At 60.4% G+C, this 17,202-nt stretch carries 6 protein-coding genes; 4 read left to right on the top strand and 2 right to left on the bottom strand.

Translation table 11 applies throughout. The features are described 5' to 3' along the window. Positions 1-426 precede the first annotated feature (426 nt). The 4 genes from LOY67_RS03570 to LOY67_RS03555 are packed head-to-tail and all read left to right on the top strand — an operon-like array spanning position 427 to position 14,855. The gene (locus tag LOY67_RS03570) at positions 427-2,985 is read left to right on the top strand and encodes a Tc toxin subunit A (protein WP_265065975.1); all 2,559 of its coding nucleotides are present in this window, start codon (positions 427-429) and stop codon (positions 2,983-2,985) included. Between the two features lie 34 nt (positions 2,986-3,019). Further along, positions 3,020-7,588: a neuraminidase-like domain-containing protein gene (locus LOY67_RS03565; RefSeq protein WP_265065974.1), complete on the top strand. Its 4,569-nt coding sequence runs from the start codon at positions 3,020-3,022 to the stop codon at positions 7,586-7,588. Beyond that, positions 7,585-12,060 carry a SpvB/TcaC N-terminal domain-containing protein gene (locus LOY67_RS03560; RefSeq protein ID WP_265065973.1) on the top strand — a complete coding sequence of 1,492 codons (4,476 nt, stop codon included), beginning with the start codon at positions 7,585-7,587 and terminating at the stop codon, positions 12,058-12,060. The genes LOY67_RS03565 and LOY67_RS03560 overlap by 4 nt, the downstream gene beginning before the upstream one ends. Further along, positions 12,057-14,855, top strand: coding sequence for an RHS repeat-associated core domain-containing protein (locus LOY67_RS03555; protein ID WP_265065972.1), 2,799 nt, complete (start codon positions 12,057-12,059; stop codon positions 14,853-14,855). Before LOY67_RS03560 ends, LOY67_RS03555 begins: the two co-directional genes overlap by 4 nt. Positions 14,856-14,874: 19 nt before the next feature. On the opposite strand, the gene LOY67_RS03550 is transcribed toward LOY67_RS03555, so the two are convergent. Together LOY67_RS03550 and LOY67_RS03545 are read right to left on the bottom strand one after the other, a co-directional pair. Continuing rightward, a complete protein-coding gene (locus LOY67_RS03550; RefSeq protein ID WP_265065971.1) occupies positions 14,875-16,323 on the bottom strand; it encodes an N-acyl-D-amino-acid deacylase family protein in 1,449 nt (482 codons plus the stop codon). A 1-nt stretch (position 16,324) separates the two neighbouring features. Continuing rightward, the gene (locus LOY67_RS03545) at positions 16,325-17,185 is read right to left on the bottom strand and encodes a MurR/RpiR family transcriptional regulator (protein ID WP_265065970.1); all 861 of its coding nucleotides are present in this window, start codon (positions 17,183-17,185) and stop codon (positions 16,325-16,327) included. Positions 17,186-17,202 lie beyond the last annotated feature (17 nt).

The raw sequence follows: 17,202 nt of genomic DNA, 5'->3' as shown, positions 1-17,202 counted from the left end.
TTCCGGCAGGAGATGGGCGTTTTTTTGTGAGGCACGACTCAAGCGTTCCAGGGGTTGATGATTTCAATTCCTGGGACTTTTTCATCGCGGGCAAGCTCATGTTATGCCCGAACACAAACTTCTGACATGCCCGACTCTTTGTGGCGAGGGGATTTATCCCCGTTGGGCTGCGCAGCAGCCCTGAACCCAGCCACCGGGCCGGGCCGAGCTGTTTGCACCCAGCCTTTTTAGGGCTGCTGCGCAGCCCAGCGGGGATAAATCCCCTCGCCACAGGTCGATCTACGTCCTTAAGTAAATAGCATTACACCCTACGTATCGCCCTTTCGTACAATTCTTCCCCCCTCGTCCTACCGCTCTTTTTTGTCCGTTCCTGTACGGTTTTCTCCTGAACACGCACCTTCCGTTCAAACAGGAGATAGACCGCAAATGGATGTCAGCAACGACTCGCTGTTGCACAGGCTCGTCGCCTTCCCCGACGACAACGGCAGCGCAAAAGCCAACTTCAGAACCGCCATGCAACAGATGGGGTTGACGTCGGTCTTCGACATCGTGCGCATGGGCAAGGCGCAGTTCGCCCTCGAACTTGCCAGGCACAGCGACGTGGATGCCGGGCAAGCCTATGACAACGCTGCCAGCTATGCCGGACAAATCAGTCGCCTGTACCAGGAGCATCGCGTCTCGCCCAAGGGGGATACCCCGCAACGTGTCCGGCGCAGCCTGGATTCGGATTCGTCGTCAACGTCCGCCGGTTATCAGGCGCTCTTTGAAGAAAACTGGGATCAGTTCTGCAACGAAGGCGATATCGCTGCGATCGACTCGCCCGTGGCGTATCTGCGAGCCCTGTATCTATTTGCCAGACAATTGGAGCAACTCCCGGCGGCGCCCGCACTACCCGCCAGGATCCCCCTGGAGGAGCGGCGCCCGGACCTCAAGGAACTGAGACTCGACCGACAAAGCGCCTTCACTACACGTCCGATGCTCGACATCGTCAATGACACCCTGCGCAGCAACATCGGGGCGTACCTGAAAATTCAAAACGAGGGCAGAACCGTCCAGCAGGTGCTGGCCAACGAGCGCTATCCCTTTTCGCTGCCCTACAACCTGCACCATCACCAGTGCCTGCTCGGGCTGGGGGCAGGCAAACCCGCATTGGGCGAACTGAACTATCGGATCAGCCTGCAAATGCCGTTTTCACGAGGCCGCTCAACCTACGGAAGCGTAACGACGTCTCATCTCGACGCGCAGAAACTGCTGTCCGGGCTCAGTCCGGAGCAACAGAACCTGCTGCTCGCGCCGATTGCCTCGAGCGCCAAGCCTGAGGCGCTGAAGAGGAGCTACGGTACCCGCAACCTGACGAACCTGGCTCAGCTGGAGTTTTTCAAGGAACGCACTGAACTGACGACTGAGCAGGTGGAACAGCTACTGGCGCAAGGCAGCTACAGCCCTCGGAGCTCGATCAATAGCCCCGACGCCGAGAAGACTGTTTATGGCGCCAGTTACATCAACGGGCCGGAGAAGACTTCCGCCCTGGGTGTTGAAAGCCAGGGGGAGCAGCAGGTGTTCACCCACCACTCCCACGATCGTTTCGACCGTACCCAGCGAATGATCCGCCTGCATCGCTGGACCGGTATCCCCGTTGCCGAGCTCGACACACTGATCGTCAATGCCCAGCGCTCCGAGGGGAATGACACACCCAACGTCAACACATTGCGCACACTTGGCGTCTATCGGTACCTGAATCAACGCCATGGCATTGCCCCGGAAGAGTTTGCCTCTTTGCTGCACGACATGCCGGTTGATGCTTGCGGCGACCGTATGCCGTTGTTCGATCAAGTGTTCAACCGCACCCGCTTGTTTGAAGGCCCCGTGTGGCAACTCCCCCAGAGCCCACTGACCACCACGGACCAGCAAACCCTCAGCTATCTAAGCGCCGGTCTCGCACTCCCCATGACCCAGGATTCGCTGCTGTTGCTTGTGCGACAGAGCGAAAAATACCTGGGGTCGGTGAAACACGATTTACCTACGGTCTCTTCACTTTACCGCCAGGCCCGTGTCGCCCGGATGCTGGGCCTATCCCCTCTGGAATGCACCGAGCTGGCCCGGCTATTAGGGGGGGATGGCTTCTGCAAGGCGCTGGTAACAGGTCGATTGCACAGCTCGGAGTCCACAGGGCCGGGCATTCTCGACGTGCTGATGGCATTGGATTGGGCCGTCGACTGGCTCAGGCAAAACGAGCTTGATGTACTGCCGTGGTGTCGTCTGTTCGATGCATCAGGAACGAGCTTGCCGCTGAATCAGAAGCTGGAGGAACGACTGGCGAGACTGCGAACGGACGCCACCACGGCCCAGGACCCTCAGCGCCTGATTGAAACCCTGTTGCATGACATTGCGGACCTTCCGGCCGAATACGTCCATTGCGTGACGCAAATGGCCGGTACCGACGCAAAGGCGATCGTCACGGCCATCAAGGCCGCCCCGGGCATCATGCCCCCTGTGCTGGCAACCGTACTTCGCACCGCCGAGGCTTGTCAGCGTCTGCACCTGGGCAGCAGCACGCTGAATGCCTTGATGGAGAACCCGACATGGCTGTCCTCGACCCCCTCTAAAACCCTCACACCCCAGATGCTGTACCTGCTCGAGCACTTCAGTCATTGCGCCCGCCATCAAGCGAAGTCGGAAGAGAACCTGCTGCACTACCTGCAAGTGGCCAATCAGGACGGGCAACACTCGGAAAAAGACACCAATAGCCTGCTGGCCAACCTCTTGGAGTGGAGCGCTGAGGAAGTCAGTCGCCTGACGGCGCAGCTGGCGCCGGGACGTGCGACGTCAATGGAAGCGGTGGATTGGCTCATGCGCTGCCAGGCGTGCTGCGTCAGCACAGGGCTGTCGGCAGACCTGTTGCTTCAGGCAACCGCATTGAACACCCAAAGCCCGGTATCGGACTGGAAAACCGTTGGCGAAGCACTGATCGCAGCCTGCCATTGACCGGCGCCCTCACTTCAACATTCAAGGATCGAACATGACCGTTGCCATTAAAAAGCAGCTGGATGAAAGCCTGCGCGATGCACTGCTGGCGCTCTACCTGAACAAGGTAGCGCCTGACCAGCACAGGTTGAGACCCTACAAGATCAAGACGACCCGGGACCTCTACGAATACTGGCTGCTCGATGTACTGGTCAGCCAGGACGTACCCACCACGCCCGTCGCCTGCGCCATTGCCAGTTTGCAGCAGTACATCAACCGCATCCTGATGAACCTGGAGCCCGGTTACGACCCGGCCAGTATCAGCGCCGGGCTTACGCAAACGTGGCGCGATGAGATGCATCAGTACCCCACCTGGGCCGCCCATCAAAAGCTGCTTTACTTCCCTGCGACTTATCTCGATCCGACCCTGAGGGCCAATAAAAGCGCCAATTTCCAGCAACTGGAAAACGCCCTCAGCCAGAACCAGATCCAACCCGATGCCGTTCAATCGGCGATCATGGCTTACCTGGCGCGCTTCGAAGAAGTCGCCAACCTGAATATCCTCAATGGCTACATCGACGGCGAAGACTTCGCCAACGGCACCTACTATTTCATTGCCAAATCCCGCACCGAAAACAGTTATTTCTGGCGTTCGCTGGACATGGCCCAGCGCCCGCTCGATGGCGCGCCGCCACAACCGCCGGCCACCTCGCCCAAGCTGGACCAGCCGGCTCCATACGCTTGGTCGGACTGGGAAAAAGCCGACGTGCCCATCCCCGAGCATGCGGCTGAACACTCGGTACGGCCGGTCTGGTTCAACAATCGCCTGTTCGTTATCTGGGCCGAATGCATCCATCAGGAGCCGTCTGCCTCGAGCAGCGCTCCTTCGGATGCCGATACCCATCCACCGGACCAGAGTCACCCGCTATTGCGTTTGAGTTACTGCTTCAAGAAACAGGATGGCAGCTGGAGCACCCCACGGGTGGGGTTGCAAGGTTATTGCGAGGACAAGACGCTTGGAAGAAAGGACGTCGGCGCGATCAAGGCGTTGATCAGCACGGTGGCCGTGTGTCAGCGCGACGCATTGTTTTTCGCCTTGTGTGTGTATGAGCCCAAGACAGAGTCGGCCATCAAGACCGGCAACCACCTGGCTTTCATCAAGATGACTTGCATCGATAAGAATCTCAGTCCTGCGCCGGGTGGCTCAGACACCTTTTCCACCGGGAGCGCCCTCCTGGACGTTGCCGCACAGCGTATCCAATCAATGCCTTCCACAGATGTCGAACTAATAGAAACCGACCTCCCCAGCGACATGGCACCTACCATGTCGGATTTCGAAGGCGCCTATCGCAATAGGATCCGCATCACCGACGCCAAGAACGGGCCCACGTTCACACTGCGCATGACTGCAACCATCAACCTTACCGGCCTGGGAGCCGGAGACAATGGTTTTATATCGCGCAATTCAATGCGTCTAAGAGTATCTAACGCCCCCAGTAAATCTCCTCACGTGACCAGCTTTTTGGTACTTCCTGCGCAGAGCCTGCCGCAAACCCCTTACATGAAGCTTCATGGAGGGTCATTCCTTCGTTTCCAAAAAGCCCCGTTCAATTTCGACAAAAGCGTCAACGTTTTCCTCACAGACACGGCCGATGCGCTTAGAGACATTGAACACTCGCCCGGTATCAAGCTATCCCTGGATACCAGTCTTGAAGGGAAATTCATTTCCACAGAAGCCGTTAGACACCTGATCAAGGTGGGTCGGCAAACCAATGACAGCTCCCATAACTCGGGAACAGAAAAAATAACCCTGAAGGCTGAGGGTTCCGAGTCGCTTGAAGTAAATGGGGTCACCGTTTTCCGTGACGAACCGTTAGACAAGCAATATGTCGTCTTCCGGCAACCACCCGTGTCAGGAAGCCGGCCGCTGACCTACGAAGACCTGGTCGTCATGGCAGAGTCCGTCCCCTCGGAGCATCTGGCGGAGTCCTTTGAGTTCACGTGGCCTTGTCCTGATCTCGGCAACGACGACGCCACCTTCTTTTTGGGTGTGGCATTTGTCCATCCCGTCGAACCGGCAACGAAGATCTATTCCGTTCTCAAGGCTTTCAGGCTGAAACGCCCTGAGAAGCGCCGGCAACCTCCGACCATTACCCACGTCACGACACCTGGCTTGGGAACCACCCAGTTCATTGACCTCACCCAGTCCGCAATCAAAAACAGCGACGCCTCCAACCGACTACGCTCGCCGATCAGATTGAACACCATATTCGCCGCCGAACTGATCCGTCGCACCGAGAACAGCCTGGATGAACTGTTCGACTGGACCACACAACACCTGCCGGAACCTCCGATACCCGGCGACTCGGCCAACGTAATGGATTTTCACGGTGCCTATGGCCGTTACTTCACCGAACTGTTCCTCCATGTGCCATGGCTGGTCGCCCATCGCTTGAATGTCGAGCATCAGTACGAGGAAGCCGAACGCTGGCTGCGCTACACCTTCGATCCGGGTCGCAACAGGGATGAGTGCTGGAGGAGCGCCCCCCTGGTCGATAACAGCGTGCCGTCATACGCCAATCAGGCGCCTCATGATCCGTACCAGATTGCCCTTAGTCATCCCGTGCATTTCTGCAAGGCCCTGTACTTTCTGTATCTGGACATTCTGATCAACCGAGGCGATGCCGCGTACCGCGCAATGACGACTGACGGTCTCAGCGAAGCGAAACTCTGGTACGTGCGGGTGCTCGACCTGCTGGGCCCACGTCCGGTCGTTCAACTGGCCGATCCCTGGACGGCTGTCAGCCTACAGACGTTGGTCGATACCCCCAATGACGACCTGCGCACCTTTGAATACTCGGTGACCCGCTTGACCGCCAACCGCGCGCTGGTCCTTAGCGAAGGCAGCTCGCGCTCGACCCTGCCGGCTATCGATAGCCCGTACCTGCATCTGCCGTTCAATCCGCAGTTGCTCAAGTACTGGGACATGGCCGAAAGTCGCCTGCATAACCTGCGACATAACCTCGACATCGCCGGCAAGCCGCTGCACCTGCCGGTCATCGCGGCGCCGCTGGACCCTCGCACCCTCCTCCGCACCAATGCACTGAGCCTTTCGGACAGCGCGTCGACAAGCCTGCCGAGCGTCGCCATTCCCCACTATCGCTTCACCGTCATGCACAGCCATGCCCAGAACGCCGTAGAAAGTCTCAGCCAGTTCGGCACCCTGCTGCTGTCGCTGATCGAGCGCAAGGAACAGACGCAGTTGCAGGAGTTGCAACAACAGCAAGCCTGGGATCTGGCAAAAATCTCCCTGGACTTGCAACGCCAGACCTTGATTATCGAGCGTCAAAACCGCCAGGCATTGCTGGCTAGCCAAGCCATTGTTCAAAACCGCAGCACCCACTACAAAAAGCTGCTGGACGATGACCTTAGTGACACCGAAGTAAAGGCCAGTTACTTCTACGTGACCAGCGGCACCTTGGAAGCCGGCGCAATGGCCTGCCAAATCGCGGCAGCGGGCCTGATGATGGCGCCGAACATGGCGGGGCTCTGCATTGGCGGCAGCCGTTGGGAAGGGCCGGCGCTCGCAGCCTCTGCCGCCGCCCATAGCGCCGCGATTATCAGCCGTACGGTAGCGGCCCAACTCGACCGTCAGGCCATATTCGATCGCCGTCAGGATGAATGGCATCACGCCTACGATCAGTCGCGGCTCGAACTGGCCCAGATCGACGCACAACTGGCGCATTTCGCCGAACAGGAAACCGCCACCCGTCTGCAATTGCGCCTGGCGGAAGCGACCCTGGGCCAGGCCAAGGCCAACTACGACTTCCTCGGCAAGCGCTTCACCAGAACGCAACTGTACCAATGGCTCAACAGCCAGTTGGCCACGGTGTATCGCCAGGCCTACGACGCGACACTGAGCCTTTGTCTGGCCGCCGAGGCAAGTTGGCAGTATGAGACCGCCGACTTCAACAGCCGATTCATTCAACCTGGGGCATGGCATACGACCTATCGAGGGCTCGGTGCTGGCGAGTTGCTGAAGCTGAACCTGCTGAACATGCACGCCGGGTACCTGCAACGTCACGAGCGGGAGTTGGAGATCCACAAAACGGTATCGCTGCGACAACTCAAGAGCCAAACCGCTACCAGCCACCTGAACAAGGAATGGCCAGAGATGCAAAACGATCTAAAGAAAGGAGGATGTGAGTTCGAGCTGACCCATCAGTTATTCGAAGACGATTACAAGGACCAACAACACTACCTGCGGCGCATCAAGACCATCAGCGTGACCTTGCCGGCCGTCGTCGGTCCTTATGAAAACATCCGAGCCACACTGACCCAGACCGCCAGCAAGGTATACATGTCTGCAGGTGAGCACGGCAACGCCATGGAGAGCTGGCGCGCCAACCAGCAGATCGCCCTTTCGACAGGGATCGACGACAGCGGCCTGTTTACCCTGAACTTCAACGATGAACGCTACCTGCCATTCGAATACACCGGCGCCATTTCCAAATGGCAGCTGACCTTTCCGAACCCCGAGGCACAAAAGGACCTGCTTGAATCGCTGACCGACATCATCGTGCACGTGAGCTATACGGCCAGGGTCGGCGGAGGTGTGCAATGAATGAACAATCCCCATTGCCAGTCACCCCGCCCTCACTGCCCAAGGGCGGTGGCGCCATTCAAAGCATCGGAAAAGGATGGAACCCCGTCGGCGCCCACGGTACGGCTTCCTATGAAATAGCCTTGCCCATTTCACCGGGGCGCGGCTTTGCGCCACCCTTGTCCCTGGACTACGCCAGCTCGCTCGGCAACGGCGCGTTCGGCATCGGTTGGGGTCTGTCGCTGCCCAGCGTGGCGCGACGCACCAACAAGGGCGTGCCGGCCTATACCGAGGATGACGAAATCGTCGGCCCCGCCGGAGTGATATGGCTACCCGAGCGCAATTCGCAAGACGTCATCGTCTCGACCCGCATCGACCATTACAACGATCTGGAGCTGGGCACGGCCTACACTGTCACCCGGCATTTTCCCAGGACCGAAAGCCGCTTCGACCGCATTGAACATTGGTCCTCGCAAGGCGATAAAGCAGGCTTCTGGCTGGTACACGACGCCGATGGCAGTCTTCACTTGTTTGGAAAAGACCCGGCATCGCGTCGGGCCGATCCCCAGAATACGAGCCGTGTCGGCGAATGGCTGCTGGAGGAGAGCCTGAACGCCCACGGCGAACACATCCTTTACCGATACAAATCAGACACCACCGCTCAGCGTTATTTGAGCCAGGTCAGCTATGGCAACTTCAAGGCCGACGCACATCTCTACTCATGGACCGCGGATCGGCTCGCCCCCGTGCAATGGCACTTCGAACTGGTATTCGACTATGGCGAACGGACCACCGCCTACACAGAAAAACCGCTGTATGAGGGCCAGCAGTGGCAAGCCCGCGGCGATGGGTTTTCCAGCTTCGCCTACGGTTTTGAAGTCCGCACCGAACGGCTGTGCCGCCAGGTCCTGATGTTTCACCGTTTCCCCGATGAGTTGGGCGTGGCTCCCGTCCTGGTGCGGCGCCTGCTGCTGGATTATCGTCAGACGCCCCTGGGCTACCAGCACTTGAGCTCCGCCCATGAGCAGGCGTTCGGCGAAGGTGAAACCGCCAAGAGCCGCCCTCCCGTCGAGTTCAGCTACAGCGAGTTCAGGCTTGCGCCTGAGCCCCTCGCCTGGCGGCGTTTCCAGGACATGCCGGGACTCGACGACGGTCAGACTTTTCAACTGGTGGATTTGTACGGCGAAGGTCTGCCGGGCGTGCTCCATCGAAACGACAACGGCTGGCATTACCGCGAACCCGTGCGGGCCAGCACCAAAGGCAACGAAGTGACCTACGCACCGTGGCGAACGCTGCCCAACGTCCCGGTTAGCGACACCGCTGTGCCGGTACAGCAGACACTGAGCGATCTCACCGGTGACGGTCGTTTGGACTGGCTCGTCGCCCGGCCGCAAGTGAGCGGCTTCTTCTCCCTCGGTGCCGATCGAAGCTGGTCGGACTTCGCCACGTTCAATGCATTTGCCCCCGAGTTTTTCAGTCCTCAAGGGCAGTTGGCCGACCTGATGGGCGACGGGCTCGGCGACCTGGCGTTGATCGGCCCGCGCAGCGTTCGCCTGTATGCTAACCAGCGCGAGTACGGTTTTTCACCTCCGTTCGAGGTGCCTCGAGAGGAACATGAAGACGCCCTGCCCGTATTCACCGGCTCTCCCGGCGAGCTGGTGGCGTTCAGCGATGTACTGGGCAGCGGCCAACAGCATCTGGTGCGCATTCGTCACGACGAAGTGAAGTGCTGGCCAAACCTCGGCCGTGGTCGCTTCGGCAAAGGCAAGCGGCTGGACTTCCCCGGGCTTGCCTACGAGAGCTTCGACGCCTCGCGTGTTCGCCTGGCGGACCTGGATGGCTCCGGCGCCGTCGACCTGATTTATCTGCAAGCGGATCAGGCACTGATCTTCATGAACCGCTGCGGCCAGGGTTTCGGACCTGCGGTTGCGCTGCCTTGGCCGCAAGACCTGCGCTATGACCCTTTGTGCCAAGTGAGCATCGCCGACCTGCAAGGGCTCGGTTGTTCCAGCCTGATCCTGAGCTCGCCGTACATGCGGTCGCAACATTGGCGCTACGACTTCGTCAGCGCCAAACCGTATCTGCTCACTGGCACCAATAACAACATGGGCGCCGACCATCGCATCCGCTATCGCAGTTCGGTACAGGAGTGGCTGGACGAAAAGCTGGAGAGAACAGCGGCCGACAAGCCCCTTACCTGTCGCCTGCCCTTGGCCCTGCACCTGGTTTGCAGCCAGACCCAACTGGATGAAACGACTGGTAATCGACTGACCCAGGGGTTCTCCTATCGCCAAGGCTATTACGACGGCATCGAGCGGGAGTTTCGTGGCTTTGGTCTGTTGCTGCACACCGACACTGAGGCAAGCCCCGGCGAAACCGCCCCCCAGGGCTTCACGGCAACGTGCCTGAAAAAAACCTGGTTCCACACCGGGCGCAAGGTGGATCTGCCACGTAACGGTTACAGCCGCGTAGACAAGGAAGCCCTCCCCCTGGGCAAGACACTACTTTGCCAATACCCGCCGGAGTCACAGGACGACCGGATCATTGCCCCGGCAGACGCGACAATGAATCTGGAAATGGCCCGCGCCTTGAGCGGTCGCGTGTTGCGCAGCGAGGTCTTCGGCATCGATAGACACCTGAAAAACGCTCGCCTGTATTCGGTCCAGGAAAACCGTTATGGGCTCCGTCTGCTGCAAGCACCCAACCGCGTTCGGCGCCATGCCAGCCTCCTGCCACTGCTGCTGGAGACCATCACCTATCAGTACGAAGGCATTACCGATGACCCGCAATGCCGGCACAGCCTGAACCTGCAACACGACCTGTACGGCGCACTGACCCACAGCGTGGACATCCATTACGCCCGACGAAAAACCGCCAGCGATACGCCACCGTTCAGCGACGCCGACCAGCAACAGTGGTGGCGCGATGCTCATGATCCGGCGCAGCAGCTCTACTGCCTGAACGAGACCCGCACCGAGTTCATCCACCTGCAAGCACCTCAGCAATGGCGACTTGGCCTGCCTTATCGCCAACGCACCCAGGCGCTGCAACGACCCAAGGCCCCTGAAAACCGGGGGCTGGCCCCACAGGACCTGTCTTTCGAGACATTCCGCGAACGCGTGAAGCAATCAGACTGGAATACCCAGGGCGTGCTGACCGGCCTGTCCGTACAGCGCTACAAAGATGCGTCGAACGCAACAACCTTGCCGGATGGCGTCGCCGATTTGCAGGCCCTGGCCGACCACCTGGAAAGCGCCGAGCTGGATGAAACGGCCCTGGACGCTTTCCAGTTACTGCCACAGGACAGCCGCCCCAACGAAGAAGAGCTGGAACACATGGGCTATCACCGAATGACCGCCTTTCTTCCCGCGACCACGCCCCCGAGAAAACTCTGGTCAGTGAAAAGCGGTTTCGCGACCTATGCGCCACTGGAGGGCTTTTACAGAACCAGGACCGTCCAGCCGAGCAAAAGCCAGGGAGTGTCCGAGGTCAGCTACGACAAATACGCCTGCTTCGTCACCGCCTTCAAACTGCCCGATGGCTGTAGCACCCAGGCAATCCACGATTACCGCTCACTCCAGCCCCTGCGCATCATCGATCCCAACGGTAACGTACAGGAAGGCCTGTTCGATGCTTTCGGTCAGGGACTGGCCACCTCCTTTTATGGCGATGAGCACAACAAGCGAGTGGGCTTCAAACCTCTCGCGCAGTTCAAGCAGCCTTCGTTTAGTAACCCGGCACACGCAATCAGCCAGGAGAGGAACGCTTTGCAGGACGCCGCCACGGCCAGCTATTACGCGCCCTTCAGCTGGATGGGTTGCGTATCGAAGGCGGCCTTGGCCGACACCGATTGGCTAGCGCGTTGCGTGGCCAGGGGTGACCTGCTTCCCAGCGGACATGTCTGCGCGTCGGCCCGGACCAGGCTGCTCGTTGCTCAAGCGCTTTCGGTCGATGACCTGAAGCTGAAAAACGAACTTGAGACCTCGACACGTGAACCCGTGCATGTCGCGACCTTGGTCGCCGACCGTTATCCCGACGACGAACTGCGACAGATCCGCATCGCCATCACCAGCTTCGATGGCTTCGGTCGAACGCTGCAAAGCAAGCAACGGGTCGAGTCGGGGCTGGCCTATGTCGTCGATGTCAAAGGCGACCTGACGCTGACGGATGGAAAGCCGGAAGAGCAGATCGCCGCACTCCGCTGGCGGGTCAGCGAACGGGTGGAATACAACAGCAAAGGGCTGACGGTCCGCGTCTATCGCCCTTACTTTGCCGATCGGCACACCCACATCAACGATGCGTCGTTGCGCCAGTCCGGTCATTTCGACCAGCAGTTCTACGACCCGCTCGGGCGCCCTACCCACACGCTGCTCGCCAGACGAGATGGCCTCTGCTACATGCGTCGCCACGCGCGCCATCCCTGGTACACCGTGGACGAGGACGAGAACGACACCCTGCAAGAGGTCACATCGACCGCCGGGGGTGAAGCATGAGCGCCCGCCTTCACCACAGGACACCGACCCTCAGCGTCATCGACAACCGTGGCCTGCCCGTGCGGCAGGTGGCTTACTGCCGACGCAACGCAGATGAGCAACCCCAGGCGCGCATTACCCGGCAACACCACGACGTGGCCGGACGCCAGGTGGCGCAGTGGGACCCGCGACTGTTTGGCAACGCATCCGAGGCCAATCTGCAAACCGTCTACAGCCTGTCCGGCAAGACGCTGCGGGTGAGCAGCGTCGACGCCGGATGGCGCCTGAGCCTGCCGGGTGACGCCGGGCAGTTGCTGCGCAGTTGGGATCAACGGGGACACCATTGGCGCACCACCTATGACGATCAATTGCGGCCGACTACCCTGCGCGAGCAACCCCCAGGACAACACTCACGCACGGTCGAATGCCTGCGCTACGGCGACAGTTCACCAGCGTCTGCCGCGCTCAACCTGTGCGGTGCCTTGGTCCGTCACGATGACAGCGCAGGCAGCCTGCTCACCCATGGCTATGCGCTCTGCGCCAAACCCCTCAGCCAGACGAGGCACATGCTGGCCGACGCCGGAACACCTGACTGGCCCACGGACGAAAAAGGCCGTGACCGACTGCTGGAAAAGGGCGACGGCCATGCCACGAGCTGGCGCTATGACGCACTCGCGCAAGTCATCCAGCAGTCCGACGCCGCGCAGCACCAACGGCGCTACTCGTTCGATGTCGCAGGTCAGCTCAGCGCCGTGAGCCTGAAGACCAGAGACGCCGCCATCGGAAAAACCATCGTCAGCCACCTCACCTACAACGCGTCTGGTCAGGTCGAATCACAGACAGCCGGCAACGGGGTCATCAGTCGCGCCGTGTTCGATCCGGCCAGCGGGCGACTGACCGCACTCAGCACCTCGCTGTCGGCAAGGGCCTTGCAGGACCTGCGCTACACCTACGACCCGGTGGGCAACGTGACGCATATCGAGGACAGGGCCCAACCGGTGCAGTTCGGCAGCAACCAGCGGGTCGAAGCCACCAGCACCTTCACGTACGACAGCCTTTACCAACTGACCAGCGCCACGGGGCGCGAAGCCGCAGGCCTGGCCGTCGCGACTTTCAGCACTCCGACCGACGCCGGCCAGTTGTTCAACTACACCGAACACTACCAGTACGACGCCGGCGGCAACCTGACCGAACTGCGCCATGTTCGCGATCGCAACCACTACACGCGGACACTGAACGTCAGCCCCTCAAGCAATCGCCTCCTGTCCTGGAACACGGGCAACTCGGCGGCCGACATCACGGTGGACTTCGATGCCAGCGGCAACCAGCAGGCGTTATCACCCGGCCAGGCACTGGAATGGAATACCCGCAATCAACTCGCCAAGGTGACGTTGGTCCGCCGTGAAGACGGGCGCGATGATGTTGAGCGCTATGACTACGACAGCAACGGGCAGCGGGTGCGCAAGATACACACCACCCACGCCTCCACGGTGACGCACTCCCGGGAAGTCCGTTATCTGCCGGGGCTGGAAATCCACACCCGCCCTAATGAACGCCTGGAAGTCATCACCCTGCAAGCCGGTCGCTACAACGTGCGTTATCTGCATTGGACCGAAGGTCGTCCGTCCGGTATCGCCGCCAACCAGGTGCGCTACAGCCTCGGCGACCACCTGGGCTCCAGCTCATTGGAACTCGACGATCAGGGCGGGCTGATCAGCCAGGAAAGCTACCTGCCCTACGGTGGAACCGCTTGGCTGGCATCCCGTTCGGCCGTGGAAGCCGACTACCGGACTATCCGTTACTCCTGCAAGGAGCGTGATGCCAGCGGCCTGTATTACTACGGGCAACGCTACTACGCGCCGTGGTTGCAACGCTGGATCAGCCCCGACCCGGCGGGGGCGGTGGATGGGTTGAATCTGTATTGCATGGTGGGGAACAACCCGCTCAGGTTTGTCGATCATCTGGGATGGCTGAAGGATGACGTCGTCGAATCGGTGCGGCGCGATGGTCATGCTCGCTCCCAGAGGATGATGCAGGATCCTGCGGCGCCATCCAGGAGAGCGGCCAGGAGCGCTCGAGATGACTCCGCTCCCGGACTCGCCCTCAGCCCCACCCCCAGCTTCAGCAAAACAAAGCGCAAGGACTTGGTTGTCCACTCGTTTGGCGTGGTCAAGGATCGCACGGAGGGTAAACATAGGGGGCTGTACGAATCCTATAATCTCACCGGCCCCAAATCCGGTCCGGCGGGTTATCGCGGCGTAGACAAGAGCTACGAAGGCGGCGCCAAAAGCGAGAGTTTCTACCTGAATTTCGGCAGCTACAGGATCGGCAATACGAATGAATACCTGACAGACCTGGCCGAACGATACCGCGCCACGAAAAGCGACCCGACTCATAAACTCGAGATCGATCCCGAAGTGCTGAAGCTCGAGCCAACGCTGAGTAGAACCATCGACACCCTGTCCGAACTCCAGCAACACACCCAGCATCTCATCGCGAGACATATCGAGGAAGCCAACGCAATCATCCCCGTGCGCACCGGGGGGCCGGGGGCGCATGGGGAAGTCCGGATGCTGAACACAGTCGTTGCGCTCTATCCGGGCCAGGCAGAAAGGGTACTTTCGGATACCCATCTGTTTACTGAAAAATTGACCGGCGTGATCCAACCGGAACCTTTCATTGCCTGCTTCAACTGCAGCGGCATTATCCCCGACAGCGTCAACATCGAGACGGGGCGCCACCCCAGGAACTATGAGGCGTACAACGCCCATGTCCTGACAATCAATCGACGTCAGCGTGATGACGTCAGGCCCTGACTGGAAGCTCGGTTCATACCTACCCTATGAACCGAGCCCCTCTCGCCAGGAACCGCCCTTCCCTGCGTCCGTTCGCCTGCCCATCGCTGTAGCTCAGAACGCCGTTGATCCACACCCCATCAATGCCTTCGGCAGCACGTTGCGGCTCAACGAAATCGGCAACATCACGAACGGTGTGCGGATTGAACAGCACCAGGTCCGCCCAATGTCCCTCACGAATTTCACCACGCTCTTTCAGGCCGAAACGTGTCGCGGAAAGACCGGTCATTTTGTGCACGGCGGTGTGCAGCGGAAAAAGCCCGACGTCACGACTGAAATGTCCCAACACCCGTGGGAAAGCGCCCCACAAGCGCGGATGGGGAAACGGGTCTTCGGGCAAACCGTCGGAGCCGACCATCGACAGCGGATGGGCAAGGATTCGTCTTACATCAGCTTCGTCCATGCCGTAGTACACCGCGCCAGCCGGTTGCAGGCGGCGCGCCGCCTCCAGCAGCGACACGCCCCATTCGTTGGCAATGTCGACAAGTTCGCGACCGCCCATCAATGGATGAGGCGTCGACCAGGTGATGGTGATGGGATGGGCATCGGTCACTTGCTTGAGATCCAGCGTCGAAGAGCTTGCCGCGTAGGGGTAGCAGTCACAGCCGACCGGATGATTTTTCGCGGCGTTTTCCAGCGCCGCAAGCACCTGCGGACTACGCCCCCAATTACCGACGCCGGCACATTTGAGGTGGGAAATAATCACCGGGCTTTGTGCATGACGGCCGATCTGGAAGGCCTCGCTCATGGCCTCGAGCACCGGTTCGAATTCGCTGCGCAGGTGCGTGGTGTAGACCGCATCGAATGCGCTCAACTCTTCGGTCAGTTGCATGACTTCGTCGGTGGAGGCGGAAAACGCGTTGGCGTAGGCCAGGCCGGTGGATAAACCCAACGCACCGCCCTCCAGGCTTTCGCGCAGTTGCTGACGCATGGCGGCGATTTCTCCCACGCTGGCCGTGCGCAACAAATCGTCCATGTGGTTACTGCGCAACGCGGTGTGGCCTACCAACGCGGCGACGTTGACCGCCGGAGCAGCCGCTTCTACCGCGCCGCGATAATCGCTGAAGCGCGGGTACACGAACGCCTGGGCCGTGCCGAGCAGGTTCATCGGATCCGGAGGATCGCCCCGCAGGCACACCGGTGAAGCACTGATGCCACAGTTACCGACGATCACCGTGGTCACACCCTGGCTGAGCTTGGGCAGCATCTGTGGCTGGCGGATGACCATGGTGTCGTCATGGGTATGTACGTCGATAAACCCCGGCGCCAGCACGCGGCCGGCGGCGTCGACTTCGGCAGTCGCCCGGGCAGCGCCCAGGTCGCCGATGCGCTCGATGCGCCCGGCATGAATCGCGACATCGGCGGTGTAGCCGGGCGTGTCGCGGCCATCGATGACTCGCGCATTACGGATAAGGGTGTCGTACCGCATGTCAGTCTCCCAGCGGCAGATCATCGTCGCCGCCGCGGTAGTCGTCCAGGGCGAGTTTGACTCGCCGCAGGCGCTCTTGATTGTCTTCAGGGTTGGCCAGTGCGAGCTCGGTGGCGAGCACATCGATGGCCAACAGCATGCCGTAGCGCGCCGCCGTGGGTTTGTAGATGAACGAGGTCTCGGCGCCTTGCAGGGGCAGTACCACATCGGCCAGGCCGGCAAGCGGTGAGTCGGCCCGGGTGATCGCCAGGATCGTCGCGCCGTAACTGCGGGCCAGCTCAACCGCACCGAGCAGTTCGGGAGTGATGCCGGTGAGCGAGCAAGCGATGACCACATGCGCCTCACTCAACGAGGTGGCGGTGATGCGCATCATCACCGGGTCGCGGCACACGGCAATCGGATAGCCGAAACGCACCAGCCGTACCTGCAACTCTTCGCTGCACAACGCCGACCAGCCTCCGAGTCCAAATGCATGAATCATCCGCGCCTTGCCGAGCATCCGCACGGCATCGGCGAAGCGCGTCTCTTCGAATCCTGACAGATGCTGACGCAACGTGGATTCGATATCGCCGACAATCTGCCCATAGAACGCCGATTGTTCGGGCGCGCCCGCCGGGTCGAGAAAACGGCTGCCGACACCGCTGGCCTGGGCCAGTTGCAGGCGCAGGTCCCGCAGGTCGCGACAACCGACGGTACGGGCGAAACGCGACAGCGTGGCGCTGCTGACTTCAGCGCGCCGGGCCAGGTCGTCCAGGCTGGCGGAGGCGGCAAATCCTACGTCGTCGAGCATCAGCCGGGCGATTCTTCCTTCGCCGGCGCTGAAGGAATCCTGACGGGCGCGGATCTGATAGAGGATGTCCATGACGGTTCCTGTGTGGT

The organism is Pseudomonas sp. B21-056 (assembly GCF_026016325.1).
Classification (GTDB): domain Bacteria; phylum Pseudomonadota; class Gammaproteobacteria; order Pseudomonadales; family Pseudomonadaceae; genus Aquipseudomonas.
This window is presented reverse-complemented; position numbering and strand designations above follow the sequence as displayed.